This is a genomic window from Vibrio sp. A1-1, assembly GCF_021728175.1.
In the GTDB taxonomy this organism is placed as follows: domain Bacteria; phylum Pseudomonadota; class Gammaproteobacteria; order Enterobacterales; family Vibrionaceae; genus Vibrio; species Vibrio diabolicus.
The window spans coordinates 1-26,767 of record NZ_JAKKCL010000030.1 but is presented as its reverse complement, the minus strand read 5'-3'; the positions used below and the strand labels follow the sequence as shown (position 1 = coordinate 26,767).

Here is a 26,767-nt window from a genome sequence, read left to right as displayed (position 1 = left end):
ATCCTCTACGACTACATGGTCAAGTGCATGCAGGAATTAGCGAAAGCTGAACCTGATATCGATGCGCTCCTGCCTTGGAACTTCAAACATTAGCAAGATCGCCCCGTGGGTTCATGGGGCGTTTACGAGAAAGAAAGACTTCACAGTGGGCGCAATTATCTAAGGGGTAAAAAAAAGCGACAACTTAACAAAGTTAAGCTATCGCTCTATCTAAATGAATTGATTGTACGTTTTATGTATTTGGTAGATTTTAAGGTTTGGTTAAAAGAGCATAAAGGCATGAACAACTTTTTCTATGAGTGTTCATCGAAAAGGTCTAAGTCATATGCGATTTGTATAAACAAGTCCGACAAAGTGTAATCACCTTTTTCATGCTTCCAGCTAGGATCACTTAAAGTATCTATGCCTTGTGATATTCCATCTGAGATATCAGAGAAAGAGTCGCTTGCTAGCTCAAAAACCGCCTTCAGTTCCTGTCTTGAAGGAGTATATTCCAGATTGTGTGCTAACTTATTTCTCATCTTATTGATTGCATTCATTGTGGTTTGCTGTGGTTTCGTAAATATACCTACTTCGAAACACAGCCCAACAAGACCAGAGAACTTTAGCTTATCTGCGTAATTACCTAACCCTTGGTCATACTTAGCTACTGCTTTTTTCATTAATGACTCAAGCACCAAATGACCGACAACAAAGCCTGAAAGAAAGTCCGAATTTTCAATCGTATGAAATAAATAGTCATCTAACTTCAACGAACTTTCCTCTATTCAGTATCAACAACCGAAATTGGAATGCCATTGATAACATCTCCAACTTTCCACCCCGTTTTATCTAGGATTTCTTGCAGTGTACCTTCTGGAACTTCAAACCAATAACAATAAGTCATTTCGTCATGACTACCGGTATCTGCATTAAGTTCAACGTCCATTTCATCCCATTCTTCATCAGTAATCCCCAGATGTTGAGAAAGACGACTTTCTGGTTTTTTTACAAGCGATTCTTTAAAAAATCCTGTAGTACGCTCTTCTCGAACCGTTTCGTTGCAATAAGGACAATCAATAGGCTCACGACAAGCCCCACAAATCCCACCGCCTCCAACTTCGGTTACTGTAAAAAGAGCACCACAGAAAGGACATTTTTCTGCCATGAATTAACCCCACCTAATAGTTAGCTGCCAATTCTTTCACTACCTGAGTTTGACTCGCTATCTCTTTCTTAACGCTTGAAACGCTCTCTAATAAAGCCTGAGCCCTTGCGTCCCTACCCTGCTCTATACGCTCATCGTTACCTAAATAGTTTGCAGAATGCTCAAGAGCTTTGTCATATTCACGCTCACGCTCCTGCAACTCATTAATTAGCTCTGTCAACCTTTGATTGGCTTCATTAAGCTTAATAGCCTTATTACTCATGTCGCTGAACAACAAAGATTGAAACTTTTCTGTTACGCGGGGCAGATTGCTACGTGACACTATAGCAAAGAACTGACAATAAAGATCAAAACTCAATTTCACTCAATAGGCCAACTCAAAGCAAGAAGTAACAATAAAGTTCGAAACTTTTCGACGCTTTTTGTCATAGTTTGTCTTTTGCTGTAGCAAGCTTTTGCCCCAAAATCGTTCAGAGCTAATACTCTACACATTTAGGGGGCGTGCGTTTACCCTACTAAAAGTTATTCGATGGAGTTGATAATTGTTCATTCTCGTCATTAGGAGACATCTTGCAGTCTAACTTCCCTTCATGTGGTATAACTTATTAATTATCAGTTGAGTTAATATGAAAAAGACTGCACTATCGAAGGATGAAAGACGACTATGTGTCGCCTAATAAGCGTTATGTGCTAGTGGGAAATTTGAGGATAGAAGTATGAAATATGCCCCAATTAAAGACGAAATTACGTTTGATGATTTCTCTAAAATAGATATTCGAGTGGGTTTAATCGAAGAGGTATCTGAGGTAGCCAAATCTGACAAACTCATGAAGTTAACAGTCGATTTTGGCGACCATAAGCGTTCGATATTGGCAGGTATAAAACAAGAACGTGAAGACCCAAAAGAAATTGAGGGTAAGCAAGCTCTGTTCGTGGTGAATTTGCCAGAAAGAAAAATGGCAGGTGAAGTATCTCAAGGTATGCTGTTCGACATTGGCTATGAAGATAAACTACAACCATGTCTAGCCTGTCCAGAAACAGAAATGCCTAATGGCGCTAGAGCAGGGTAACGTACATAACAAACGTTTAAGGTTTCAAGATACTTTTTCTAATCCTAGTAAAGTACGTTAGATTTCTTATCTCTAACGCGCTTCTGTCCAGAACGTTCACAGGTGGCACTTCGAAACTCAGAAGTGCCCCTTTCCGTGCCAGCGCAGCTCAGACTCATGAATCACATTGAGGTGGTTTGACTTACATTTTCTTATCTGTGTAATGTCTGGTGAGTTGTGGTCTTACCATGTTAAAATGGTTGCTTATTGTATCAGGATAGGTGAATAGCAATGCAGTGGTTAGTTCCGCTAAACATAATACTGTTTTATTTGACTAAGTATCCCAGAAGAACTCTCAATCAAAATAGTTTTTTTTACTCATAATACCCATCTTAGGGAAGGTAACTTAACTAAGTTGGTTAAGCATGTGGTTATCAAAGTATTGAAACCATTCCTAGTCAGGGACAAAGCGAATAATCTAAGCTTTATTTGTTTCTGTAACTCACTTGCAGTCCTAGCTATCTTTGACCTGTCGAACACAATGGAAAGCTTGGTAATCTCAGTAAATGCTGCTTGTATATTTCACTTCTTTGTTGTCGCCATACCTAATGAGAGACATAAAGTTGCTTCGCTACGCAAGTTTTCCCCCATCATGCAAAACTTTATTGAAAGAGACGATACTTTGTACTTGATGTTGGGATATCAGCCAAAAGATGTTGACCTAACTCAATGGCATAAAAACGAAATTGAAAGGTTGAAATCTAAGCTCATATCGCGAATGGATACTGTAGTTGGTGGTGATAGGCAATACGTATTGAATGATTTAAATACAGCCTCTCAGTTTGGTATGGTAAATTCTGATGCAAAATTTTCAACCATTTGGCAGATGATCCTGAAATTCGATAGAGACTTCTTTACCCGAATGAACCAGGTCGATTTGACTCACTTCCCTGACTTCTCAACTTCTATTGATCTATTCTACCAACAGTACTTCTACTTGACTGATTTGAGCGGACAAAAACCTGAACTCTTCATCGGGTCGTATCTAATTGCACGCCAAAAAGTTATTGCAGAGTATGTTAACACCGCAGGAAACTACGCTCACGGCCATGATAATAGGTTTAAGAGCTATGATGGGATAGGAACTCCTGTTTAGTAGGACATTGTAAAAGTTTGTATCTAGCTTGGGTACAGCGCTTTAGGCTCGCCTGTAAATCTATTTTGTCCCTAAGTGATATAGTGAACTGCTCCAGCCAGACTGGACACTTCACTAAGCGATTTTCCCATACCTAAAATTATCCGTATTTTGCTAATTTAAGTGATTACTCTAAATGACTTTTGTCCAAAAACGATTCTGAGATTAAATATCCTTTATAAGGAGCAGTGCTTATCCTGTAAGCACTGCTCCTTATAAAGTTTCAATAATTAATGTAAAAGTGGCGAACTTTATCGTCAGAGTTTCGATCTTTGTTGTCCACCGACAACTCATGTATTTTTGCCTCTGAATAGATTAAACACACACGCTAACAGCAATAAGGAAAGAAATCAGTGATCAGGATATTGGTGTTGTTAGCTTTATGGGAAAGCGAAAAAGTAGATTTAGATATAGAAAGCCCGCCAATAATAGACGGGCTTCTATTGTTTCTCTGCCTATTCGGCAGTAGTTGGAACATGTGATCGTGTTTTACTATTGTCAGCTACCTATTCGGCAGTGGTTTAGCCGCCTATTCGGCGGAGGTTCTGACAGATCACATAATGTGACTCCTAGCGCTGCAAGCAACTAAGCCATGAAGCCACACGCCGCCTATTCGGCGGAATTGCACATTGTAAGAGTATGCCCCTCATGTGTGGAGTGAGTAGAGCTAGTCACTTCATTTCCACGCCATCTACACTTCGAAAAGCGGTACTCTACAGATCAAGAATAGACTAAGAGTTGAATATTGAATAAAGCATAGGGAAAACAGGGGATCGGAGGCATCAAACTTACACTCTCCGACCCCTTAATTAACTACTGCTACACTCGCTTGATTGTGTTCGCTACAATTGTCATGACCGACATTGAGTAGACAGCGCAAGCTATCGGTACAAAATAAACTGGAAGTGCCAGGGGAACTGTAATGTAGAACAGTGCAACCAGCGGTAATGAGTACAGAACTCGCCTACTAATGCCATGCCTCATTGGTGATGAGTATTCAAAGCCATGCTTCTTAATCTCTCGTATCCAATATCCACTCATCATTGATGCAACGGTAAAGACAATCATTGCCGCGATCCAGATTTTCAACCCCCACAGTCTGAGTAGAACGAAATCCAAGTTGAGCGCCAAGCCCCAAATAGCCTGATCTACACTTTTCCAAAATCCAGTATTGAAGAACAGCCTGTCATTGATATCTTGTCCTTTCAAATACTCGACTGGCAGCAGCACTTCTCGGCACCATTGTATAAAGCCCGAATCCACTAGTAGCGAGTCCGACAGATATGACACAGATTCATAAATTTCAATTGCCTCATCAGTACCGACAAAAAGAGACATATTTTCCAACTCTTGCTGCATACTGGACTCAACAACAGAAGGTAAAAAGAGTGTCGCAATTAATAATATCGGCATTACCAGAGTAAAAATTAGCGTAATAATAAGCCCTGTATCTTTCTTGTCCTTTGCCATATTACTTCCTTGGTTTCGCTAGAATAGGTACACGACCTTTTTTGAGGTTCCCCCCAACAAACGAGGCAACATACTCCAAGTTAGGGAGCTGTCCCATTAGTTGCATTGGAAACATGTCAGCTTCTTCTTCCATTAAACGCTCACCAATGTTCGCTCCTAACCCATCCAACTCATCGTTGGAAGCATTAAAGCCCTGTGTTCGCATCACATATCGAACTCTTGTTTTTGGAACCTGTGCTAAGACTCGCTCTTGAGTAGGAACGTCAGCACATCGAAAGCTTATGAAATTATTCGTTGATGCAATTATTTGATCAGCCTTTGCCTTACTACCCAATTCAGCTTCAAAATCAGAGACAGTCTGTGTCGCTATCCATAAACGGAACCTTGCGCCACGAGCTTTGTTGACCATTTGTATTAACGGTTCACACAGCATTTCACTCGCTTCATCTACAAATAGATTAATGACTTTGTCATCTTCATCACCGTAGTTGTAGCGATCCGAAGCTACAGCAGCCGCATCAGCAAGAATCATTTTCCCTATTGCGCTCGAAACCAATCTATCCGAAAGTGAATCCGTACCAATGATCAGCACCTTGTTGTCAGCGATGATATTTTTCATGTCGAATACTCCGCGAGAATCATCTAGGTTGGTTGGAGATAGCATTTCTGCCAGCTCACCATTAGTGACTTTAGAAAGGTTAGCCAACAGGTTGCCCGTTGATTGCTCCAACGTTCTTCGCTTGTCGATGTACATACTCGCCATTGATTCAATGGTTGCATTTGTGAACTTGGAAGCAACTCTGTTTCGGTAGTAATCAACACAAAGTAACGCTCTCACTTCTTCGTTCGTTGACGATTCCAATTTCGAGTAAAGCTTATCTTTCCAATCGACTCGATTAGCTTCACACCACGCAACTACCGCCTTTTCAATAAGCAAGCCAAAGTGTTCGTAGTAGTAACGAATTGCCGTGAGCGTAACTTGTTCGTTAATTAAGTGCATGGCGTCGATCAAATACTGCAATACGGTGTTGGCAATATCTCGATAGAATGAGTCTCCATCTTCCGGTATAAGTGCTGTTACCCTTGCAGCCAACTCAGAAGAACGAGAAAAATTCTTTAGAGGGTTAAGCCTAATTGTGTCTCTTGGATAGGCAGGATGCCACATGAGGTATCTATCAGGCTCCCCCATCGCTGCACATGTTCGTTCAGCAATAGCTCTAATGTCCTTATCACCCTTCGGATCTAGAAAAATACAGCATTCTTTCCTCAAGATAAGCTGAGTAAGGACAAGATCGAAGAAGCGGGTTTTACCAGAGCCAGAAGCTCCCGTGATAAGAGTGTGTAAATCAGCCCACTTGAACATAAATCGGATATCTTCTTCTTTTTCCAAGATACCATGTATATATCCACTTCCTTCCGTGACATTTTGCTTACCAATGATGTCATCCATTTCACGTTTGGTAATGTCGTAGATTAATTGAGCCTCGTTGTAACCTACAGAAGATCCCCACCCCAGGAATAAGCTATTTTTTACTGTTTCGTTGGACACGCTCGATCACCTCTCCATCTATACCAAACATCTTCAGTGTTTTAGTGCTACTTGGATCTATAAACTCCAATGGATACCCTTTTAGTCTTTTCTTTCTAATATGAATTTCGAAAGCTTTATGACCGGTGACAACACCAATGACAATACAAGCAAGTGCCGCATACCAATACGTTTGCTTGGGTACTTCAAAAACATAAGGCAGACAAAATAGAACCATTGCGGCAATCAGCCACGTAGCGATCAAGTAAGCTTCGTAGTTCGTTCTGTAAGGGAAGTTGTATTTGGTCGGGTTCGTACTATCAGTCATTGATTACAATCTCCGGTGAATCAAACAGATCAAGCATCGAGACATTTTTAAGCTCTAACTCTGCTTTCATGACAATATCCATCACTGCGTCATTTGGAACTTGAATACACTGTTCTTGAACTTCATAGTCGTAGTGCTTGGCAATGAATTGGGCTATTGGAGTAGTAAAACTAACGATAGATGGACTCTCGTTAGTGGATAGTTCAGGTTGTTCGTTTAACTCGGAGTGTTCAGTTGACACATTATCGGTCGCTTCATCCGGTGTATTACTTGAACTATCTGCATCTACAAATTCAGATTCGTGTTGTTTGGTATAACTCGGAACTTCAATTTCCTTTGGTGCATCATGCTTCTGTTTCGATACCGGTGCTGACGGTTTTCTTTCAACAGCCTTTAGAGTGAGAGATTTACTAATATTTTTGAGCACACGCCCCAATGTTTCTTTACTGGTTTCATGCGTCTTTTGTTTATGCATATTGCCACTAACAGTGTAATCAGTTGGCTCATCAAATATTTCTTCAATAATCTCGCTATCCGGTACAACTTGCTCTTTTGGTTGTGGCTCATCAACCTTTTCTTGTACAGGCTTCGCTACTTTCGGGCGCTTTGAGTGTTCCTTGAGTGAGTAGAGCTTTTCCGGCTCAAGAACTAAACGTTGGACATTACGAAACTTCAGACCCTTAACCTTCACCGGTTTCTTAGCATCACCGAGTATTTCAGGGTAGATGTCAAAATACAGTTCATCACCATTACTCGTAACTTGTCCTTCTTCAACCATGATTCGGGCTAGAACTTCAGGGACGGACGGAATGTTATACCCTGCATTTACCATTTCTTCGACCAATTCAGGGACAGCGTTATTCCAAATTACATACAATTGTTCTTCAACAAACCACAGGTACGCCGACTTCTCATTTACCTTCCATTTTCCAATGAGGATGTAATGACGAATCAGGTCGCAAAGTAATTCTGAAAGCGGGACTCGCTTGATCTCTTTTGTAATGTGAGAGTTGCGAGAGAACATATCAGCTTTCGTGGAGGCGCTATCCGCTTCGGCAATAATTTGCGGCATCGGATGAGACATGTTTGTTTTGCCGACACTTGCCAACATCATTGAGTGAATATGCTTACCGTCATAGCACTTCTCTAACCATGACCACGTTTTGGCAGGAATCAAACGCTCCATCATCACCAATGAAGCATTTTGATGCTTCATATGCCTATCGCGGTTCCATGTAATGAAGTACCGTTCTATCTGATGTTCAGCAGCCCAAGCATGGATCGTCGTACCGCTTTGAGCATCCCAAATAACTCGTTCTGAAGTTTTCGCATTACCATCGTGAACTTGTACATCTGCTAGTATCTTACCGGCATCATGCAAAAGCCCCGCAAGTATTGTCCCTGTGCGCCACTGGATATTACTTTGCTGTGTTTCAGTCAAACTACCAACGGTAACTGGAAAATGTGTCATCTGCGCAGCTCTCATAGAACGGTGCGCAACGTCTAGTGAATGCGAGACTAAACCGCCGCCAGTGGCGTGATGTTTGTACTCCGAAGCGGGAAGTAAGTCTGCATAACGAATGAAGCTTTCAAATACCGGATAGATATATTCGTTAAAGACTTCTTTACTAACGCCGATTTCGTTTCTGATCGCGTTAATTTGCCCCTGCATACGCTCAAGTAACACATGAGGCTGAACCACCGGAATGCCTATTGGATTTGGAGGATATCCTATGGCATCGTCATCGAGGTTACTTAAACCATACATCTCGCGCTTTGAGTCTACAAATGCTTGCTTATCAGCTTGCCAAACTAGCTTCTTGAACCAACGTTTAAGCATGTTTTCATACACTCCAAAAGCAAGGCGAGATACCACCTATTTTTCTTAGAACAACCATATTTTCATAGACCTCTAAACTTTGGAAATCACTTCTAAATGGTACATTGGCGGTATAAGTTTCCTAAATCCAAGAGAGTGATATGCGTACTGCAACAACGACTTATCCATTTTCTGCTAGTCAATTCGTAACTTGGGGTACGCACCGTTCTATCTCACCACGAATTAAGGGCATTATTGAGCATTACGCTCACCATATTGCCGTAAGCAAATATCAACTTCAGTCAGTTCCACAACCACAAAACGTAGATTCTTGGCTAACCAATGAAAACATGCCCTCTGTTGTGCGCTTGGCTACCTTGGCAAAGTCTGAAGAAAACATTGCGTGCTTGTTCAGAGACTTAAATCTATATGGACGCATAGACCAGATGTATCAGTACGATGGAACGTACTTTCTCGTAGATACCAAGTCCCATGCATCCCCAACATTTTCAGATCAATTGCAGTTAAGCTTTTATTCTTTCATTCTGTCCCGATTGGGGTACAGAATGGCTCCTGCTGCGTTTGTTCGCTCATGCTATGGAAATCAGGTTCACTATGAAGCAGTTGACATTATTCCTCATGATGCAATGTCAGAGATTATCGGAGAGGTGGAGTAGGGAAGTCACCTTAACAAAGTTAAGATAAAGAAAGGGCAAGCCAATTTCAGCTTGCCCTTATTGTTTTTACCAGTACGTCTAGCCAGTAATGTTGAGTATAATTGATGCATAGTGTTTGAGTGTCGGTTCAAAGAAGGCAACCCCAATTAAACCAGTCATCGCATAGACACTTAGAAACTTAGTGATTCTTTCTTGCATCGGCTTATTGCTCCCGTAGTGTTGTTTGATGTGAACTTCCTATTTGGTCAAGCATAGAAAGAAAGTCAGCCCAACTCATGCTCTCAATTTTGACTGGCTTTCCGGTTTGAAAAGCTGTTATTATTTTCTCAGCCATTATTACTAATCCCATTAATAGTTCTGGCTCGATGGTTTAACCATCCGGCTCTTGAAGTTCGCACCTTCAAGAGCCTTTTCATTTCAATTGTTACCGACTAATCAAAATGCGGTTATCTCCCACCTGAACCCATTTAAAATGATTCCCATCGACAATCAATTTTGCTTTTGGAAATCGCCCCATAACATTTTCAAGTGCAAGCTCAAGGTCACACTCATCTGTAAATCGTTCTACTTGCTGCTCCAAGCCTGAGTTTTTGTATAACGTTGCTCTCATAGTGTTCGCATTGATTTGGTTGCTAACTATATCCAGACTATCATTAACGTTTTAGTTCCAAAGAAAAAGGCATAGGATGGAGTGGTTTTTCTACTTTATTTTTTTCGGAGCCATACCCGCTTTCGCTTCCGTTTGCTACCTGCTACCTAAAGCGTCATGGACAACCCGAATCAAAGTAGTTGCGAGTCGGGGATTGTTGAAATTTCCATTTGGCTTAATCTTTGGCTTCCTTGCCATACTGCTCATAGAAATATTCAGAGTGGGTGTTATTACGAATGCAATTCATTGGGTGCTACTTTCACTCTCAATATATCTGCTATTAGCTTGGCTCTACCTATTCCTTTATAAACTGATGCTGAACAGAGTATTTAAACAAGCGATTACTTGGTCAGCGATTATCAATAGCATAATGTTGGAGGTAGGGATTATTGTCGCGTTTGTTGTTACGGGATTTGGTCTTTCACTTGCTCTAAGCTAATCACCTATCCGTCAACACTATTGCTGTGACAACCCCCATTGTTTTGCTGTGACAACCCCCATTGTTTTACTTAAAATAATCGCCCAACCCCTTGTTATATATAGCCTCAAGTATCACTGTGATGAAAGGTTGTTTTTACTCATCACCAGATAAAACACGTTTGATGTATGCATCAATCTTGTTCATCTTTTCAGAACCAATGCGAGAGAACTCGAATTTCACCATGTTTCTATCAGCACTGCGACTTACTTTTGCGTAAGCGTTTTTGTCCTCAAACTCAGCCAGCTTATTTGTCTCCCATGTAGCTTTTTTAGGCTTACCGGTAGTATTTTCTACGACGAACGATTCTAGTAGATCTAAGGTTTCCCTTTGGCTTTCAGAAACGTCATAGCTTAAATCAGTCAGGTTCTTTTTGAACTCTGCCATTGATTTGTCAATTTCTTTACCCGCTTTAATTAGTGCTCTTTGGTATTTAGCAAGCTTGCTGTAGAAACTATTTGGTATACCCTCAAAATCCACAAATACTTTGCGCATTGAAAGCTCAACATTATTCGCTTCGAGTCGCTTACGTAGTGACTCCCTACCGATTGAAAGTGCTGCTGCTAAGTCTTCAACCTTAGTATTTTCAACATCAATACCTTTACGTTCCGCTATGGTCAAAAGATACCTTGCATGTTCAGGGTAAGACCAACGCTTAACCTCTTGGCTATCATTGATGATACCAAGCATTTGATCGTCCCTAACATCTTCCTGTAACTCCCACAGTGGTAAATCAACACCACCATTGATACACGAAAAACGACGACGACTTGCATCTAGAAGCAATAGCTTGCCAGTGGTAGGGCATCTAACAGCAACACCCTCCTGGTTAACGCCGTTCTCACAGATAGACGGAAAAATGTCTCTGACAGCGTCTAACGTAAGTGCTTCCTGGTTACGTGGGTTGAGAGGGTGAATATCTGTTTTGGACTCAACTTCAGATGCAGGGATGACAACACGCTTAGCCGTTACCGCCCCATTTAAATATGTTCGAGTCTGAGAGCTGGTTAGGCTACTAGTGCGTGACTTGGCGCTGCCAGTCAACAAGCTCTTGCCTTTTTTCATCATTGATTTACCTACTTATTGTTCTTACTTGTTAACGCTTTCAAATCGGAGATAAACGTATTGTATACCTCGTTCACAGAATTGATTGCATCATAGTATTGAATATCAGTACATGTACTTTCAGAACGAATGATGTCATAGATAGTACGATTCTTGTCAGCAGCTTCATGGAAGAACGGGCTATGCTTAATCGCCTTAGTGATCATATCGCTACCCACCGTTCTTAGAAGTCGATCATAAGTCTTACGCTCTTGCTTATTCGCCTCGTTGTAGTTTACCGGCAAGATTTTGAACCACTTCACGTTGTCACCTTGAGATGGCAAATCCTCTAATTGCTCAGACATAGTTAGAAGGTAAGACATTGTACTAACGTAGTCGTAAGTTCTTGGCGTTACGGGAGAAAGGATCATATCGGCAGCTTCAATAGCTGACCAAGTAATAGGGCTATTTTGAGGTGGTAGGTCTAAATAGATGATGTCGTATTGTGATTTCAGAATTGGCACAACTTTGTTGGCAAACGCTGTTAGCAATTCAACACGCTTTTCTTTGTCCAGTGACCAGTAAAGTTTTGTAAACTGCTCGTCCGTTGGGAAAGCTGTCATGACATCGAGGTTTGGTAAATGTGTCGAGAATGGTGCCGCTAGAACTACATCCTCAAAGCTATGTCCTGCTTCTTGGAATTCAGTTGCTTCATTTACAAACTCTTGAGAATCAAACTCTTTAAATAGTGAGCGAAGCAAGTCAGATAGTGTGATGAAAACTTCCTCACTCTCATCCTCTACGTTAATGATACCTCGCGCACTGCCTTGAGGATCGAGGTCAATAATAAGAACACGAGCATTCAGATTGAGGTCTAGCGCCGTTTTAACAGCAAGTGATGTGTTCGTCGTGGTTTTACCCGTACCACCTTTGTAGTTGCTGACTAACACAACTGTTGAATCATGATTATCAGAGAACTTTTCAAAGCCAAAGTGGTTCATTACGGCATGCACTTGCTCTAGTGTAAACATGTGGCTTCTATTGTAGAAGTAGGGTTCATCAATAACACCTTCTTCAATCAACTGTGCGATTCGTTTGTTATACGTGTTTTTCGATAAACCAAGAATATCGACTCCTAGAGTAGTTTTGTTGACAGCATGGTTATGGACTAGGCGCGTTACACCATTTTCCAAAAGGTCATCTTTAAAACGAATCGCTGACTGTTCTAACAGTTCTTCTTTAAGCGATACGTTTTCATGAAACATTCTGGTTCCCAGGTCGGTAGCTTTTTCTTTGAAGTTCATTCGTTATTAATCCTGTTGGGTATGTCCTTTAAGTTAAAACCAGACTACATGCAAATTGAACCTTTAACAAGTTCATTTTGTATTTTTTGGTTCATTTTCTTGCCAGAATCAAAAACAATAAGTAATAAGCTATTTTCTTATCTCATATAGATTATGGATTTAGGAAAGATTTAATGGGGTGATACTTTGAAGCTATAAGGTTATGAAATTAAACAGAGGATTTGACCGGCATGAACATTATTTATCCTAAGAACGCACCCGAAAAACTTAGAAAGAAAACAGAGAAAGCACTAAGAATGCTGAGCGAAGGAGCAGTAAGGTTTCGTGTATCAAGTCGGTACGGCTATAAAACTCTGAGCTTGGGCAAGTACGAAAGGTTGGTAAAGACCGGTGAAAGCATACATATCTTCAGCCAGCATAGTGACTATGAAAAGTTTATCAACCAAGCAAGGTAGGGGAGCCTTGCTTGGTTTGGCTAAGTCATTTTTTTAAGAACATTTGTTCAAACAGGTTGTCTACCTCACGGCGTTTTTCAGCCAGCTTCAGTTCTTCTTCATTAGGTTCATCTGGAATCCTATTGCTCTCAACAAGTTTATTTATTTCAGCTTCCAGAACTTCAGCATGTCCTTCATTGCCAAGTCGTAAAAACAAACTATGAATCTCACGCAGTGTTGGTAAAACATCACCACCTTCAGATTCAATGTCTTGCTTCTGTTTCATCAAAGAAGATATTTTGCTGTAACAAGCTTCAGCTTCCTTAATGCTGAGTTGGTTCTTCCACTTGACCAAGAATCGAATTTTACAACCGCCATCACTGGTTGGCTCAACCTCATACCCTTGTAGTCCGTCCTTAGTGATGATTTCTAACTTATCTTTAGCGATTGGATTCGTAGCAATATCCGCAAGTGCAGGGGCAATAATCCGACCAATAAAGGCACTATGCCTCATGTATGTTTTCTTGAGCACTTTGCCCTTGTCGGTTTTAACACCAAATAGTACCTGAAGCTTATCCACCGAAATGAAATACATTTCAGTCTGATTGGAACGGTAACGGCACAAAAACTCAAAAACTCTTTTGGTGTTAGGGTTTGTAAGCTTCTTAAATATCTTGTTATCAATTTTGGCGTGACCGTTTTTGTGGGAGTTGATGATGTATAGCTGTCTAAGTTCGCCGTTAGGTTTAATTGTAAGCGTTCCATCAGCATAAGTGACTTTAGCTAAAAGCGGATAGTACGCGAACGACCCCTTGTCGTCTTCAATCCCTATTTGTTTCTCGCCAAGAGACTTAGCGGGTTTCTTCAGGGTTGTAGCCAGGTACTTAACATCAATATCAAACCATTGAGTTAACTGACTCGTGTTGAATCTGTATTCAGGAACAAAATGTTGATCGTTATTCTTGTTCCAATCACTTTCTTTCATATGGGTTAGCATTAATGCGAACATGTCCATCATTCGGCATGTAAGACTAGTTGACGCATAAATTAACCCATGCGTTTTAAAGTGATAATCTAAGTGGTCTTCAGTAACCAGCTCTATATTCATTTCCGTCATACGTGTACTTAAATTTGTTGTTTCACCACAACACTCGGTCCAATAGACACAAAACTCAGTTCATACTAGCACAAGGCTAAGTAAAAACTAGCACAAAACTCAGTTTACAATGGGAGGAATGTCACGAGTTGTTAGTAGTAGCATTCTCCTAAAGAACATATCCCCCTATGCAATAATTCATATAAACCATTGATTTTAAAATGTTTTAATGCATTATACCATTTGCCTTGGGATTTCCTAAACCTCAAGTTGTAAATGAACTCTCTGAATAGACCCACCACAAAAAAAAGTACACAACCACAAAACAAAGTACACAACCACAAAACTCAGTTCAATTACCACAAAAAGAAATACAATTAGCACAAAAACAAATTCAACTTTCCCCAAAAACCAGCATAACTTCACAAATTTTAAGTGCTCAACCACAAAAAAAAGTTAAGATGTACAAATATATGTATGCTTTAAGTGAACCTTGTTCCTCATGACCATATAAAACAACCTGTGCACAAGCTGTTATTAACCTGTGATTTGCCACAAAAATAAATTCAAGTAGCCACAAAAAAAAGTCGAAAGATCACAAAATTAAATCTACCTATCACAAAAAAATGATCGTTCAACACAAAAAAATGATCATTCCGCACAAAAGCAAATACAGAAACACCAAAAAGAAATACGCAGCAATACAAAAAAACTATTAATAATCATAACCTTGTGTGGATTTTTCGCCCCTTATAGGTATATATAAGATCTTAGAGGTGATCATAAGTCTCTAAAGGTAAACAGAGGTAAGATCATAGGGTTATAAAATAAACAATAAAATACTTTTCTATTTTTCTTAACTTAACAATGTTAAGTGTACCTGATGTCCGTTTAGGAAAGTGAGCGAGGTATGATTGAATCATTGCGGTATGACTACATCAATTGCAGTGATTACAGTTATGTACTTGAGTTTAAGTGACACTACCACTGAATCTGCAACGATGTTGTTTTGGATCTTTATTAATTCATTAGGAATAAGCAGTTAGCTTATTAGTTACAAATGAGAGAGTTTTGGGCAATTTTGATTGAGGATGTTGACGGTCATAGATTGTTGAAATCGGAAGGCATTACATTGGAGTTTGACAGCTTTGAGCTTACTGAGCTTACTGAGCTTTATAGGTGTGAGCTTGCAACGGAGTATTACGAAAGAAGAAGTAGTGATAGAACGTGGGCATGTTCGAGTGTTTATGTTTCTCTGCTGAACAACAAGAGTTGGCTGGTTAAAAATGAACTTGGTGGTGTAGGAGAGGAATAAAGATTCATACTAAACAGTCAAGCAACCCTGATCGAACCGTTTAATCTTAGACATGATCAAAAATAAAGATTCATACTAATTTCTACAACCAAGTCTGAATCGGGCTACCACTGAATTTTAAAGTATCATACTGGTTTCTTCATCACAGCCCCAACCAACGCTTTCAAACTCGTTTTTGAACAGAAGTAAGTTGGCGATTCTTTTCATTACCGCTTGCTTCGGATAAGTTGAGTTTGGGGAAAATTCCCTAGGCGACTTTGTAGTTCCAGTGCATTGGTTGCTAACGGAGCCGAACGAAGGCGATTGCCTTTGACCGTAAAAGGGCTCATGTGTGTTACAAGCTCGAGAAAAGTGAGCTGACGAGTGCGTTGTTAACCACTTGCTTCGGATAAATTTGGTTAGGAACCTAAATAACAACAAACAAAACGCTCAGACCTGTTTAGAAATAGTAGCGCCACCAAGAAAAACGTAAATTTCCACCCGATGTGCTTAATTGCTCAGCTAAAGCTGAGAATCAAATGTCAGTGCAAAATAACAGCAACATGGTCACAATCTCAACACCTCATCATTGATACGAACAACACATTAGTCTTTACTTAAGTAAAGCTTGCACTCGGTGAAACTTTCCGTTTTGGACTTCATACTGAGGCTTTGTTGCTTAAATCGATGGAACTAAATCAAGAAGCTACGATCTGATCGGCTACACCCATTAATCGTCGTAGCCTCATGCCTAAACCTCGTTACAAAACAACTAACTGGACGCAGTACAACAAAGCCTTAATAAACCGTGGTTCTCTGACCTTTTGGATTGATGAGGAAACGATAGCCGAGTGGAAGCAAAACAAACAAGGCAAGCGCGGCAGACCTCGCCAATTCAGCGACTTAGCCATTACTACTGCACTGATGGTGAAACGCATATTCTCTATGCCGTTGAGAGCACTGCAAGGATTTCTAGACTCGGTATTTAAGCTGGCTAACATCCCGCTAGTTTGTCCCCACTACACCTGTATAAGCCGTCGAGCTAAGGAAGTTGAGGTTTCATTTAAAACTAAAACCAGAGGTGCGATACAACACCTAGCCATTGATGCCACTGGCCTCAAGGTTTATGGCGAAGGCGAATGGAAGGTCAAGAAGCATGGTACTGACGGGAAGCGTAGGGTTTGGCGTAAGCTGCATATCGCAGTAGATACTAGCACCCACGAAATAGTCGCAGCAGAGCTGAGCTTATCTAACGTAACCGATGCCGAAGTACTTCCCAACTTGCTTAAGCAGACACGCCGTAAAATCATTGAGATATCAGGCGATGGTGCTTATGACACAAGGAATTGCCATGATGCCATACGGCTCAAGCGAGCTGTTCCGCTCATTCCGCCACGAGAAGGGGCAGCCTTCTGGGAACGAGGACATCCTCGCAACTTAGCAGTGGGTTGCCAGAAGCTCTACGGCTCTAACAAGAAATGGAAAAAGCGGTATGGTTATCATAAGCGCTCGCTCTCAGAGACAGCAATGTATCGGGTAAAACAGTTGTTAGGTGGGAAATTAAGCCTGAGGGACTACAACGCTCAAGTTGGTGAGACTTACGCTATGATCAAAGCGCTGAACAAGCTTACAGGGCTAGGTATGCCTGAAACTCAGTATGTTGTTTAAGAACTGAACAACATGGGGCTACCATGTCTTCTCATCGAATTAAGCAACAAAGCCTGTTGTTTTGTTCGAGTCATAAGTAAGAGTCCTGTTTATAGTTATGTACACAAACTTTGTGTGGGCAAATCTGACACAGAAGAGCACTCTCGAAAATCGAACAAGGAAATTTATGAGCGTTCGAGCACAAGTTTGTTAATGTCAAACTCGTTTTTTGTTAATTGGCGCATCATTTTGATCATTTCATCAGTAGGGTTAGTTTTTATCGCGCCATTTTCTAATCAAGAAAACCCTAATAAACTGAGCAATTGCTTATTAAACAAGGCATCATACGTTTTCATTTACCAACAACGTTCTTGACTCCGCTTGCACATCAGACCAGCTCGTTAGCGAATTTATTCCTGTTTTCATCGATTTACATGTAACAAATATGTGCCTAACCCTGTTAAATACCAGCAACATTGTTGGTTAATTTCTCCACACCCACACGAAACAATCACCAAAACTATCAATTTAACGCTCGTTCGCGCTTTTGTGAGCAATATATCGAACGTAAATGATAAAAAAAAACATACTAGTTGTAAGTTTATTAAAGTTGCATAAGGTAAAGGTCATGACGGCTTATCAACGAATGGAAACCGACGTTGTCATCATTGGCGGCGGCGCGACCGGCACAGGCATCATGCGAGACTGCGCATTGCGAGGCATCGCGTGCATTCTGTTAGAGAAAGATGACATCGCCTCCGGCACCACGGGTCGTAACCACGGCTTGCTGCACTCTGGTGCGCGCTATGCCGTCACTGATGCAGAATCGGCCAAAGAATGCATTCAAGAAAACCAAACGCTCAAACGCATCGCTCGCCATTGTGTGGAAGCGACTGACGGCCTATTCATTACCCTGCCTGAAGACGAACTCAGCTTTCAAGACACCTTTATTCAGGCTTGCGGCAATGCCGGTATCGAAGCGACCCGTTTAACGCCAAAAGAAGCACTCGCGCTCGAACCGAACGTGAACCCGGCGCTGATCGGTGCGGTGAAAGTGCCCGACAGCACGCTGGATCCGTTCCGTTTATGTGCCTCGAACGTCCTTGATGCCAAAGAGCACGGCGCGCGCATGTTCAACCGCACCATCGTCACCAGTTTGATTCGCCAAGGCGATACCATACTCGGTGTACGCTGTTTGCAATTGGGCACCAACCAACAGTTTGAAATCTTTGCCAAAGAAGTGATCAACGCCGCGGGCATTTGGGGACAACATATCTGCGAATATGCCGACCTCAACATCAAGATGTTCCCTGCCAAAGGCTCGCTGTTGATCCTCGATTACCGCATCAATAACTTGGTGATCAACCGTTGCCGTAAACCTTCCGATGCCGACATTCTGGTGCCCGGCGACACCATTTCACTTATCGGCACCACGTCCGAACACATTGATTACGACCAGATCGACAACTTGCACGTCACCGAACGTGACGTGGATGTGCTGTTGGCAGAAGGCGCGAAACTTGCGCCGATCATGGCCAATACGCGCGTACTGCGTGCCTACGCGGGGGTACGTCCTTTGGTTTCGGTAGATGACGATGGCAGTGGCCGGAATATCAGCCGCGGCATCGTTTTGCTCGATCACCAAGAGCGCGACGGCCTCAAAGGCCTCACCACCATTACCGGCGGCAAACTGATGACCTACCGCTTAATGGCGGAATGGGCGACCGACTTAGTGGCGAAGAAACTGGGCAACACTCAGGCGTGCGAAACCCACACGCGCCCACTGCCGGGGTCAAACGAAACGCCAAAAGCCATCAAGAAAACCGCCAGCATCGCCAAACCGGTGTATGAATCCGCCATTTATCGCCATGGTGAACGCGCCACGCAATTCTTGTCTGACGATGCCAAGAGCCAAGCGATTATTTGTGAATGTGAAATGGTCACTGCGGGCGAAATTGAATACGCGATTAAACAGCTCGACGTCAACAACTTGGTCGATCTGCGCCGCCGCACTCGCTTAGGCATGGGCCCTTGTCAGGGCGAACTGTGCATCTACCGTGCGGCCAGCCTGTTTTCCGAATATGGTCAGGTCGATGGCTGTCAATCGAGTGAATTGTTGGTCGATTTTCTAGAAGAGCGCTGGAAAGGCATCAAACCCATTTTCTGGGGTGATGCGCTGCGCGAAGCGGAATTCAGCTATTGGATTTACGAAGGATTACTCGGTGCCAGCGACCTGCCCCAGCCCGCTCAATCAGAACACCCTCAAGCAGAACAACAAAAACAGGAGGCGGAATTATGATGCATTATGATGTGGCCGTGATCGGCGGGGGCATTGCGGGTTATACCGCTGCAATTCGCAGCCTGCAAGCTGGCAAAAAAACCGTGCTCATCAATCAGGGTCAAAGCGCGTTACATTTCTCTTCCGGCTCCATTGATGTGCTGGCGAAATTACCAGATGGCAGCGCGGTCACCCACCCGTTTGATGCCCTCGACGCATTACAGCAACAAGCGCCGTCCCATCCGTACAACACGGTGGGTCGTAGCACGCTGCAAAAAGGGCTGGAATGGTTTCGTCAAACGCTCGCCACCGCGAACGTGCCGCTATCGCATCAAGATGATTTGGCCAATCACGGGCGCATCACGCCGCTTGGCACACTCAAAGCGACTTGGCTATCGCAGCCATTTGTTTACCAACACCGCCAAGAAGTTTCGTTTGAGCGTATTGTGGTGGTTTCGATCGATGGCTATCGCGATTTTCAGCCACAAATGCTGAAAGATAACCTTCACCAGCATCCCGATTTTCAAGGTGTGCCGATTCACACGGTCACCCTGTCGATTCCGGGGTTTGACGGATACCGCCGCAACCCAAATGAGCTGCGCTCAATCGACATTGCACGTTTGCTAAAACACGATGCCGCGTGGACCGCGCTATGCGATGGTTTGATGCGTGCAGCCAATCGCAACGACTTGGTGATCATGCCCGCGATCATGGGCAACGGCGATGGCCTAACGCTGCTAACGAAGCTACGCGACACCACGCAACTGCAATTTCACGAAGTGCCGACCATGCCACCATCGCTGCTGGGTATTCGCATTGAAGAGGCGCTCAGTCGCACCTTCCTGCTGCTGGGTGGCATTCACCTCAAAGGCGACAAAGTGGTCAACGGCACGTTTGACGGCGAGCGTCTGGTTAGCCTGCAAACGCAAAACCTGCGCGACATGGCCATCAGCGCTGACAACTACATCATGGCAACCGGCAGCTATTTCAGCCAAGGGTTGCATGCCGAGCAACACGCCATCCAAGAACCGATCTTTGGCTTGCAAGTGACGCATAAACCAGCACGCGTTGATTGGCGCAATCCGGCCTTCTTTGCCGACCGTTCACACCCTTTTATGGCATTCGGTGTCGAAACCAACGCGCAATTGAACCCACAGCGCAGCGGCGTCACCATTAAAAACTTGTACTGCTGCGGCTCCATGTTGTCGGGATACGATCCCGTGTTTGAAGGGTGCGGTGGCGGCGTCGCGATTGGCACCGCCTACCACGCCATCATGCAATGCCTAGAACCTCAATTGTCAGCGTCTCACCCTAACCCATTCGATCAGGAGGTGCTCGCATGAACGCGCCATTTTCAAAAGCTGCTCCTCTGAATACCAGCTTTGACCAATGTATTAAATGCACCGTCTGCACGGTGTACTGCCCCGTGGCAAAAGCCAACCCAGATTACCCAGGCCCGAAACAGTGCGGGCCGGATGGCGAGCGCCTGCGCATTAAAAACCCGGAATATTACGACGAAGCGCTTAAATACTGCACCAACTGCAAACGCTGCGAAACCGCGTGTCCTTCTGGGGTGAAAATCGGCGACATCATCGCCGTCGCGCGGGGTAAACATGGCAAGAAACCGCTCAATCCGAAACTGATGCGTGACTACGTGCTGAGCCACACCGACCTGTTCGGCTCACTGGCCACGCCATTTGCACCAGTGGTGAACTTCGCCACATCGATGCCATTGGTGAAAAAAATCATGCACAAAACCATCGGCGTGCATGACCACAAAGCGTTGCCGAAATACTCGCACGGCACGTTCCGTCGCTGGTTTAAACAAAATTGCACCAGCCAGCCGCTGTATCAGCGCCAAGTCACCTACTTTCATGGCTGCTACGTCAACTACAACCACCCACAATTGGGCAAAGATCTGGTGAAGGTGTTGAATGCGATGAATATTGGCGTGCGCTTGCTGAACAACGAGAAATGCTGCGGCGTGCCTTTGATTGCCAACGGTTTTCATGACAAAGCGCGTAAAAACGCATTGCTGAACGTGAAGAACATGGAAACTGCGGTCAATGAATATCACACCAAAGTGATTTCAACCTCCTCAACTTGCTCGTTCACGCTGCAACAGGAATACCCGCATGTGCTCGGCGTCGACAACAGCCAAGTGTCCAACGACATTGAATACGTCACGCGCTTCCTGCTGAAAGAGTTTATGAATGGCAATGCGCCGAAAATGAAACCGGTCAACCTCAAAGTGGTTTATCACACGCCTTGTCACTTGGAACGCAGTGGCAACGTGATGTTTACCATTGAGTTACTGCGCATGATTCCGGGCCTAGAACTGATTGTCCTCGATAGCGAATGCTGCGGTTTGGCGGGCACCTATGGCTTTAAAGAAGAGAACTATGACGTGTCGATGAAAATCGGCTCGCACCTGTTTGACTCGATCAAAGCCTCCGATGCAGATTTTGCGATCACCGACTGCGAAACCTGTAAATGGCAAATCGAAGAGAACACCGCGCTGGAAACCATTCACCCGGTCAGCTTGCTGGCGCAAGCACTGGCTTAGTCTTCCAACCCCAAAAAGGCGTCTTCAAAGAAAGTCGTTTCAACGCTCAACGTACAAAAAAGCGGGCATTGCCCGCTTTTCTTCTGTCACTTTCGCTTTTCGTTTGCTGCTGTCTATCGCACCACAGCATGGCGAAGGCTGTCGACCTAACGAATGGTCACGTCAGATAAGCGATACCAGCCCGACGCCTGCAACCCTTCATTGGCCAGATTCACTTCTGCCTCAGCATGGCGATCGACCAAGGCCAACTCAAGGTAGTAATGGCCGGTGGGGATCGTTTCAGGCAAAGTGAAACTGCTGGAGGTCGCGTGTTCACCCGGCAGCCAACGCATGACATCTGCGGTTGAGACGTTGAAAAACGCGGTTTCTTCGTCCTCATTCACCAATCGATACGCCAGATAATGGTGCTGATACGGTGGCGCGTTCCCTTCGTTCACAAGCAAGGCCTGAACCGTCATGGTCGCGCCCGGCGTCAATTCAGCAGGGTGCACCAGTGTGTCTACACGCAGACGATAGCCAATTTGAGCCAACGCATCGTCCAACAAATCACGATACTGAGTCGGCACCACGTGCGATTTCAGGTTCAATGTCGAAGCGTGCTGCGCAATCGCCCAATCCAAGCTTTCTGGTATGGCTACCAATCTGCAAAATCAGCTTGGAAAGGTTCAAGTCACCTAGAGTTGGAAAATTCGGACATTGCCCAGAGTTGGTTAAAAGTCGTTTTAATGGCGATGGCTATCACTTTTTTAAATCCACATGTATATCTGGATACGGTGGTGATACTCGGGGGCGTGACTGCTCAAATGGAACCTGATGAAAAACTATTGTTTGTTATAGGGGCACTGATCGCATCAGGGGGCTGGTTTTATGGATTAGTGTATTTGGCTAACAAGTTGATCCCACTTTTTAGTAAGCCAAGAACATGGCGAATTTTAGATTCTGCGAGGCTTTGTTGCGTAATTCGGACAGAAAACCAAGTCGTCCGAAATTGAATAATTATTAAACAATATACTGAGTTTCAGGCATACCAAGCCCTGTAAGCTTGTTCAGCGCTTTAATCATGGCGTAGGTTTCGCCAACCTGAGAATTATAGTTTCTCAGGCTTAACCTCCCACCTAGCAACTGCTTCACGCGATACATGGCTGTTTCAGAGAGCGAACGCTTGTGATAACCATACCGCTTTTTCCACTTCTTGTTGGAGTCGTAGAGCTTCTGACAACCTACTGCTAAATTGCGAGGGTGTCCTTGCTCCCAGAAGGCAGCCCCTTCTCGTGGCGGGATAAGCGGAACCGCTCGCTTGATCCGTATGGCATCATGGCAATTCCTTGTGTCATAAGCGCCATCACCTGATATCTCAATGATTTTGCGACGTGTCTGCTTGAGTAAGTTAGGGAGCACTTCGGCATCGGTTACGTTAGATAAGCTCAGCTCTGCTGCGACTATTTCGTGGGTGCTTGTATCTACTGCGATATGCAGCTTACGCCAGACTCTGCGCTTCCCATCAGTACCATGCTTCTTGACCTTCCATTCACCTTCGCCATAAACCTTGAGGCCAGTGGCATCAATGGCCAGATGTTGTATTGCTCCTCTGGTTTTGGTTTTAAATGAAACCTCAACTTCCTTAGCTCGGCGGCTTATACAGGTGTAGTGTGGGCAAACAAGCGGGATGTGAGCCAGCTTAAATACTGAGTCTAGAAAGCCTTGCAGCGCTCTCAATGGCATGGAGAAGACGCGCTTAACCATCAGTGCGGTAGTAATGGCTAAGTCGCTGAATCGGCGAGGTCTACCACGCTTGCCTTGTTTGTTTTGCTTCCACTCGGCTATCGCTTCCTCATCAATCCAAAAAGTCAGAGAACCACGGTTGATTAAGGCTTTATTGTACTGCTTCCAGTTAGTTGTTTTGTAACGAGGTTTCGGCATAAGGCTACGATGATTAACTGATGTAACCGATCAGATCGTAACTTCCTGATTTAGTTCCATCGAATTACGCAACAAAGCCCCTTGGCGAAGGACTCAACTTAACCACTCAAGATATCAACAGTAGCGCTATGCAAGTGCATATTCGTGAAGGTAAAGGCGGAAAGGACAGACTCATTCCCTTACCACAGAGAACACTGAATGCGCTTCGATCTCACTGGCTTACCCATCGGCATCCCACTCTTATATTCCCTGGCAATAATGGTCAACAAAACACACCAATGGACAGAGGCGGAATACAAAAAGCCATGAAACAGGTGCTCAAAGAGTGTCATCTCAGCTCTGCCATTAGCCCGCATTCCTTACGCCACTGCTTTGCCACCCACCTGCTTGAACAAGGACTTGACCTACGTTCACTGCAAACCCTGCTCGGTCATGGCAGTTTAAATACCACCGCTCGCTATACCCAATTAACTCAACCCAAACAATACAACATGGCAATAGCGTTGAACCAACTGGCTGACCGCCTCACTTTAAGATGGGAGGACGCATGAGCGTTTTTATCGAACTGCTTCGCCAGTATCGTGATGAACTTGAGCGGCATTATGACTCTCACATCACCGATGATATCCGCCAAGCCATGGCCGCTATGTTGCGTTGCCAAACCGAGCAACAAGGACGCTCTCAATGGTTTTGTTCTCACTGCCATCATGATGACCGATTGCCACTCTCGTGTGGTCACCGACACTGTCCTCAGTGCCAACACCGCACCACATCAGACTGGCTAGAGCGCCAAAAACAAAAACTCTTGCCCGTTCATTACTACATGGCGACCTTCACTTTACCTTATGAGTTAAGGGAGCTAGCTCGTCAGCACCCCAAAGCACTCTATCAGGCAATGTTCACTGTCGCTTCGAGCGTATTAAAAGACTTCGCCCAAAGAGAACATAAAGGAGAACTGGGCTTTACCATCGTGTTACACACTCACAGTCGACAACGAAATCTGCATCCGCATCTCCACGTTATCGTCGCTGGCGGCCGGTATGACGCTTCCCGACAACAATGGCACAAGGGCAATAAACGTTACTTGTTTAATGCCTTCGCTCTCGCTAAAGTCTGGCGAGCAAGACTGCTCGATGCCATCGTTCATGATGACGTCATGTCCTTACCTAAAAGCGTACCAAACAAGTGGGTGGTTGACTGCCGATGTGTTGGCTTCGGACTGCCCGCTCTTCAATATCTCTCCCGTTATCTTTATCGGGGCGTATTGCCAGACAAAGACATCATTAAAGTCACTGATACCGAGGTCACCTTCCGCTATCTAGACAGCCAAACCAACACGCATCAAACCCGGACTCTGCCCGTACTGAAGTTCTTATGGCTTATCCTGCAGCATGTCCTGCCCAAAGGAATGCAACGTGTCAGAGACTATGGCTTCTTGCGAGGAAATGCCAAACAGACACGCGTTAGCAGCTGGCTTGAGCAATTTGTTAGCTTTTTAGTTGCCAACGCTCATTGCTGTAGTTTGATTTAGCCTTAGCTATATTGAATTTATATCCGATTGTCTTAGCCATGTTTTTTGCCACACCCCATAAACCATTAGGATTACCAGAAAACCCATCTAAATACTGTCCAAATGAGTTTTTACTGTGAAATAACATTTCTGGGCCTAAGCCTTCCCCTTCTAAAAATGAGTAATTTGATGATGTTCTCTCTACATTTGAATGAGTAAGCTCGTAACCTAAAAAAACAGGGGGAAAGCTAAAACCTCGAATATTCGTATTACTAATTGCAGCGTCTATAGGCTGACCATCATACTCAAGCCATGAATGGTCAAAAATTATGTCTCCACGCTTAACCTCACCGAGATATAGCTGAATATCAACACCTTGCTCTCTGAGAATCAAATACATAATAGATGAACTCGCATGACAGGCTCCTTGCCAATCATTTTTATGTAAATAATCTAACATTCCGAAAAAGACTTTCTTTATCTTATAGATATCTGGTGTCTCTTCAAATAATCGATCTGCTTGTTGAATTAATGTTTTCATATGAACTCCGAGCCAGGAAAGCTAACAGTCTTTTTTCATCGGACAATGTCCGCACTGGGAGGTTATCAGGATGCGCTTGAATATCATGAATATTGGTTAGTCTTGTTTGCAAAAAGTCTCGTACTTCTACAATATGGTCTTGGACTCCCGCCACCATAGAAACCTCTTTAATCAGCATTAGATAGATATTAACTTGATTGCACGATAAGCGTATTAGATAAATTTAGTCAAATAGGAACGCTCGGAAATGTTACGAACATCGGCTCTAACGCATAAAGGGGCAGAACTTTCTTAGAGCCATAACATCCGTAATCAAAAAAGGCAGCGTACCGATTGGAGAACGCCGCCTTATAGTATGACACTTTAATACTTAGTATGAATCTCTATTACTTGGTATGAAACTACCTATACAGCTATGAGTAAAAAGCGATTGTCAGAAAAAGAACTGGTCGAGGGGATGACACCCTATACTGCACATGTTGATGAACTGGCTTCGGTGGCATTGGATGAATTGGGTCTTAAACTTTCTGAAAGTGATTACAATGCCGCATTGAAGCGAATTGAATCTCTGTTTGATGCAGCTGAACCAGGCACTCCCGAAGGTGACGAACTTGAAAGGCTAGCTGCATTGGTTGACGAGTATGAGGAAAAACACTTTCCCATTTAAGGGGTCTGAAGCCCAATGGAACGAAAACGTACTATAAGGACTTCCTCCCGATGTCAATGGGTGCTCTGAACGCAATCACAATGAAGATTAAGATGCAGTACTATAAGCGGTCATACTGGAATATTC

The 26,767-nt window shown here is 43.6% G+C and carries 25 protein-coding genes and 1 pseudogene; 12 read left to right on the top strand and 14 right to left on the bottom strand.

The window, feature by feature from the left end; genetic code table 11:
* Positions 1-293: 293 nt before the first annotated feature.
* Genes L3V30_RS23365 through L3V30_RS23355 form a run of 3 tightly spaced genes read right to left on the bottom strand, consistent with a single transcriptional unit; the run spans position 294 to position 1,511 of the window.
* Positions 294-752 carry a hypothetical protein gene (locus tag L3V30_RS23365; RefSeq protein WP_140301938.1) on the bottom strand — a complete coding sequence of 153 codons (459 nt, stop codon included), beginning with the start codon at positions 750-752 and terminating at the stop codon, positions 294-296.
* 11 nt (positions 753-763) lie between these two features.
* Positions 764-1,147 (bottom strand): hypothetical protein, encoded by a 384-nt coding sequence (locus tag L3V30_RS23360; protein ID WP_225492290.1) that lies wholly within the window; start codon positions 1,145-1,147, stop codon positions 764-766.
* A 13-nt stretch (positions 1,148-1,160) separates the two neighbouring features.
* Positions 1,161-1,511, bottom strand: a complete 351-nt coding sequence (locus L3V30_RS23355; RefSeq protein WP_237310057.1) for a hypothetical protein — start codon at positions 1,509-1,511, stop codon at positions 1,161-1,163.
* Positions 1,512-1,863: 352 nt separating this feature from the next.
* Here L3V30_RS23355 and L3V30_RS23350 point away from each other — a divergent pair, with 352 nt between their 5' ends.
* Both L3V30_RS23350 and L3V30_RS23345 read left to right on the top strand, forming a co-directional pair.
* The gene (locus L3V30_RS23350; RefSeq protein ID WP_237310054.1) at positions 1,864-2,217 is read left to right on the top strand and encodes a tRNA-binding protein; all 354 of its coding nucleotides are present in this window, start codon (positions 1,864-1,866) and stop codon (positions 2,215-2,217) included.
* A 520-nt stretch (positions 2,218-2,737) separates the two neighbouring features.
* Positions 2,738-3,352, top strand: a complete 615-nt coding sequence (locus tag L3V30_RS23345; protein WP_237310052.1) for a hypothetical protein — start codon at positions 2,738-2,740, stop codon at positions 3,350-3,352.
* A gap of 858 nt (positions 3,353-4,210) precedes the next feature.
* On the opposite strand, the gene L3V30_RS23340 is transcribed toward L3V30_RS23345, so the two are convergent.
* The 4 genes from L3V30_RS23340 to mobH are packed head-to-tail and all read right to left on the bottom strand — an operon-like array spanning position 4,211 to position 8,557.
* Entirely contained in the window at positions 4,211-4,861 is a 651-nt protein-coding gene (locus L3V30_RS23340; protein ID WP_140134527.1) for a DUF4400 domain-containing protein, read from the bottom strand.
* Between the two features lies 1 nt (position 4,862).
* On the bottom strand, positions 4,863-6,410 hold the full coding sequence (gene traD, locus L3V30_RS23335; protein ID WP_025624834.1) for a conjugative transfer system coupling protein TraD: 1,548 nt from the start codon (positions 6,408-6,410) through the stop codon (positions 4,863-4,865).
* Positions 6,385-6,717 (bottom strand): hypothetical protein, encoded by a 333-nt coding sequence (locus tag L3V30_RS23330; protein ID WP_140134529.1) that lies wholly within the window; start codon positions 6,715-6,717, stop codon positions 6,385-6,387. The genes traD and L3V30_RS23330 overlap by 26 nt, the downstream gene beginning before the upstream one ends.
* Entirely contained in the window at positions 6,710-8,557 is a 1,848-nt protein-coding gene (gene mobH, locus L3V30_RS23325; protein ID WP_237310050.1) for a MobH family relaxase, read from the bottom strand. The genes L3V30_RS23330 and mobH overlap by 8 nt, the downstream gene beginning before the upstream one ends.
* Positions 8,558-8,697: 140 nt before the next feature.
* Between mobH and L3V30_RS23320 the strand changes: the two genes are divergently transcribed.
* Positions 8,698-9,213, top strand: a complete 516-nt coding sequence (locus L3V30_RS23320; RefSeq protein WP_140134533.1) for a hypothetical protein — start codon at positions 8,698-8,700, stop codon at positions 9,211-9,213.
* A gap of 424 nt (positions 9,214-9,637) precedes the next feature.
* Here L3V30_RS23320 and L3V30_RS23315 read toward each other — a convergent pair whose 3' ends face one another.
* The 4 genes from L3V30_RS23315 to L3V30_RS23300 all read right to left on the bottom strand — a co-directional run bounded on the left by L3V30_RS23315 (position 9,638) and on the right by L3V30_RS23300 (position 14,239).
* Positions 9,638-9,823, bottom strand: a complete 186-nt coding sequence (locus L3V30_RS23315; protein WP_118121315.1) for a hypothetical protein — start codon at positions 9,821-9,823, stop codon at positions 9,638-9,640.
* A 613-nt stretch (positions 9,824-10,436) separates the two neighbouring features.
* Complete coding sequence (locus L3V30_RS23310; RefSeq protein WP_140134535.1) at positions 10,437-11,408, bottom strand: ParB family protein; 972 nt, start codon at positions 11,406-11,408, stop codon at positions 10,437-10,439.
* 8 nt (positions 11,409-11,416) lie between these two features.
* Entirely contained in the window at positions 11,417-12,649 is a 1,233-nt protein-coding gene (locus tag L3V30_RS23305) for a ParA family protein (protein WP_158297105.1), read from the bottom strand.
* A gap of 519 nt (positions 12,650-13,168) precedes the next feature.
* The gene (locus L3V30_RS23300) at positions 13,169-14,239 is read right to left on the bottom strand and encodes a replication initiation protein (RefSeq protein WP_140301970.1); all 1,071 of its coding nucleotides are present in this window, start codon (positions 14,237-14,239) and stop codon (positions 13,169-13,171) included.
* A gap of 1,039 nt (positions 14,240-15,278) precedes the next feature.
* On the opposite strand from L3V30_RS23300, the gene L3V30_RS23295 reads away from it, so the two are divergent.
* From L3V30_RS23295 to glpC, 5 genes are all read left to right on the top strand, one after another.
* Positions 15,279-15,533 carry a hypothetical protein gene (locus L3V30_RS23295; protein ID WP_237310047.1) on the top strand — a complete coding sequence of 85 codons (255 nt, stop codon included), beginning with the start codon at positions 15,279-15,281 and terminating at the stop codon, positions 15,531-15,533.
* A 726-nt stretch (positions 15,534-16,259) separates the two neighbouring features.
* Positions 16,260-17,180, top strand: a complete 921-nt coding sequence (locus L3V30_RS23290; protein ID WP_237310045.1) for an IS5 family transposase — start codon at positions 16,260-16,262, stop codon at positions 17,178-17,180.
* A gap of 607 nt (positions 17,181-17,787) precedes the next feature.
* Complete coding sequence (gene glpA / locus L3V30_RS23285) at positions 17,788-19,458, top strand: anaerobic glycerol-3-phosphate dehydrogenase subunit A (RefSeq protein ID WP_237310044.1); 1,671 nt, start codon at positions 17,788-17,790, stop codon at positions 19,456-19,458.
* Positions 19,455-20,780, top strand: a complete 1,326-nt coding sequence (gene glpB, locus L3V30_RS23280; protein ID WP_014257458.1) for a glycerol-3-phosphate dehydrogenase subunit GlpB — start codon at positions 19,455-19,457, stop codon at positions 20,778-20,780. The genes glpA and glpB overlap by 4 nt, the downstream gene beginning before the upstream one ends.
* A complete protein-coding gene (gene glpC / locus L3V30_RS23275) occupies positions 20,777-22,003 on the top strand; it encodes an anaerobic glycerol-3-phosphate dehydrogenase subunit GlpC (RefSeq protein ID WP_004726856.1) in 1,227 nt (408 codons plus the stop codon). Before glpB ends, glpC begins: the two co-directional genes overlap by 4 nt.
* A gap of 146 nt (positions 22,004-22,149) precedes the next feature.
* On the opposite strand, the gene L3V30_RS23270 is transcribed toward glpC, so the two are convergent.
* On the bottom strand, positions 22,150-22,623 hold the full coding sequence (locus tag L3V30_RS23270) for a DUF4832 domain-containing protein (RefSeq protein ID WP_025594143.1): 474 nt from the start codon (positions 22,621-22,623) through the stop codon (positions 22,150-22,152).
* Between L3V30_RS23270 and L3V30_RS23265 the strand changes: the two genes are divergently transcribed.
* On the top strand, positions 22,573-22,995 hold the full coding sequence (locus L3V30_RS23265; protein ID WP_237310043.1) for a LysE family transporter: 423 nt from the start codon (positions 22,573-22,575) through the stop codon (positions 22,993-22,995). The two genes, L3V30_RS23270 and L3V30_RS23265, sit on opposite strands and share 51 nt — an antisense overlap.
* 7 nt (positions 22,996-23,002) lie before the next feature.
* Here L3V30_RS23265 and L3V30_RS23260 read toward each other — a convergent pair whose 3' ends face one another.
* The gene (locus tag L3V30_RS23260) at positions 23,003-23,923 is read right to left on the bottom strand and encodes an IS5-like element ISVal1 family transposase (protein WP_237310042.1); all 921 of its coding nucleotides are present in this window, start codon (positions 23,921-23,923) and stop codon (positions 23,003-23,005) included.
* A gap of 80 nt (positions 23,924-24,003) precedes the next feature.
* On the opposite strand from L3V30_RS23260, the pseudogene L3V30_RS23255 reads away from it, so the two are divergent.
* Both L3V30_RS23255 and L3V30_RS23250 read left to right on the top strand, forming a co-directional pair.
* Positions 24,004-24,474 (top strand): annotated as a pseudogene (locus L3V30_RS23255) (tyrosine-type recombinase/integrase); the annotation flags it as partial.
* Entirely contained in the window at positions 24,471-25,454 is a 984-nt protein-coding gene (locus L3V30_RS23250) for a transposase (RefSeq protein ID WP_237310041.1), read from the top strand. The pseudogene L3V30_RS23255 and the gene L3V30_RS23250, both read left to right, overlap by 4 nt.
* Here L3V30_RS23250 and L3V30_RS23245 read toward each other — a convergent pair.
* Positions 25,411-25,974, bottom strand: coding sequence for a lasso peptide biosynthesis protein (locus tag L3V30_RS23245; RefSeq protein WP_237310040.1), 564 nt, complete (start codon positions 25,972-25,974; stop codon positions 25,411-25,413). The genes L3V30_RS23250 and L3V30_RS23245 overlap by 44 nt on opposite strands.
* 415 nt (positions 25,975-26,389) lie before the next feature.
* On the opposite strand from L3V30_RS23245, the gene L3V30_RS23240 reads away from it, so the two are divergent.
* Positions 26,390-26,641, top strand: a complete 252-nt coding sequence (locus tag L3V30_RS23240; protein WP_193243167.1) for a hypothetical protein — start codon at positions 26,390-26,392, stop codon at positions 26,639-26,641.
* The last annotated feature ends 126 nt before the right edge of the window (positions 26,642-26,767 follow it).

Coding starts and splice junctions, on each gene's coding strand:
- L3V30_RS23360 (WP_225492290.1), bottom strand. CDS start 1,147: ATGGCAGAAAAATGTCCTTTCTGTGGTGCTCTTTTTACAGTAACCGAA.
- L3V30_RS23350 (WP_237310054.1), top strand. CDS start 1,864: ATGAAATATGCCCCAATTAAAGACGAAATTACGTTTGATGATTTCTCT.
- L3V30_RS23345 (WP_237310052.1), top strand. CDS start 2,738: ATGGAAAGCTTGGTAATCTCAGTAAATGCTGCTTGTATATTTCACTTC.
- L3V30_RS23340 (WP_140134527.1), bottom strand. CDS start 4,861: ATGGCAAAGGACAAGAAAGATACAGGGCTTATTATTACGCTAATTTTT.
- L3V30_RS23330 (WP_140134529.1), bottom strand. CDS start 6,717: ATGACTGATAGTACGAACCCGACCAAATACAACTTCCCTTACAGAACG.
- mobH (WP_237310050.1), bottom strand. CDS start 8,557: ATGCTTAAACGTTGGTTCAAGAAGCTAGTTTGGCAAGCTGATAAGCAA.
- L3V30_RS23320 (WP_140134533.1), top strand. CDS start 8,698: ATGCGTACTGCAACAACGACTTATCCATTTTCTGCTAGTCAATTCGTA.
- L3V30_RS23315 (WP_118121315.1), bottom strand. CDS start 9,823: ATGAGAGCAACGTTATACAAAAACTCAGGCTTGGAGCAGCAAGTAGAA.
- L3V30_RS23310 (WP_140134535.1), bottom strand. CDS start 11,408: ATGATGAAAAAAGGCAAGAGCTTGTTGACTGGCAGCGCCAAGTCACGC.
- L3V30_RS23305 (WP_158297105.1), bottom strand. CDS start 12,649: ATGTTTCATGAAAACGTATCGCTTAAAGAAGAACTGTTAGAACAGTCA.
- L3V30_RS23300 (WP_140301970.1), bottom strand. CDS start 14,239: ATGACGGAAATGAATATAGAGCTGGTTACTGAAGACCACTTAGATTAT.
- L3V30_RS23295 (WP_237310047.1), top strand. CDS start 15,279: ATGAGAGAGTTTTGGGCAATTTTGATTGAGGATGTTGACGGTCATAGA.
- L3V30_RS23290 (WP_237310045.1), top strand. CDS start 16,260: ATGCCTAAACCTCGTTACAAAACAACTAACTGGACGCAGTACAACAAA.
- glpA (WP_237310044.1), top strand. CDS start 17,788: ATGACGGCTTATCAACGAATGGAAACCGACGTTGTCATCATTGGCGGC.
- glpB (WP_014257458.1), top strand. CDS start 19,455: ATGATGCATTATGATGTGGCCGTGATCGGCGGGGGCATTGCGGGTTAT.
- glpC (WP_004726856.1), top strand. CDS start 20,777: ATGAACGCGCCATTTTCAAAAGCTGCTCCTCTGAATACCAGCTTTGAC.
- L3V30_RS23260 (WP_237310042.1), bottom strand. CDS start 23,923: ATGCCGAAACCTCGTTACAAAACAACTAACTGGAAGCAGTACAATAAA.
- L3V30_RS23250 (WP_237310041.1), top strand. CDS start 24,471: ATGAGCGTTTTTATCGAACTGCTTCGCCAGTATCGTGATGAACTTGAG.
- L3V30_RS23245 (WP_237310040.1), bottom strand. CDS start 25,974: ATGAAAACATTAATTCAACAAGCAGATCGATTATTTGAAGAGACACCA.
- L3V30_RS23240 (WP_193243167.1), top strand. CDS start 26,390: ATGAGTAAAAAGCGATTGTCAGAAAAAGAACTGGTCGAGGGGATGACA.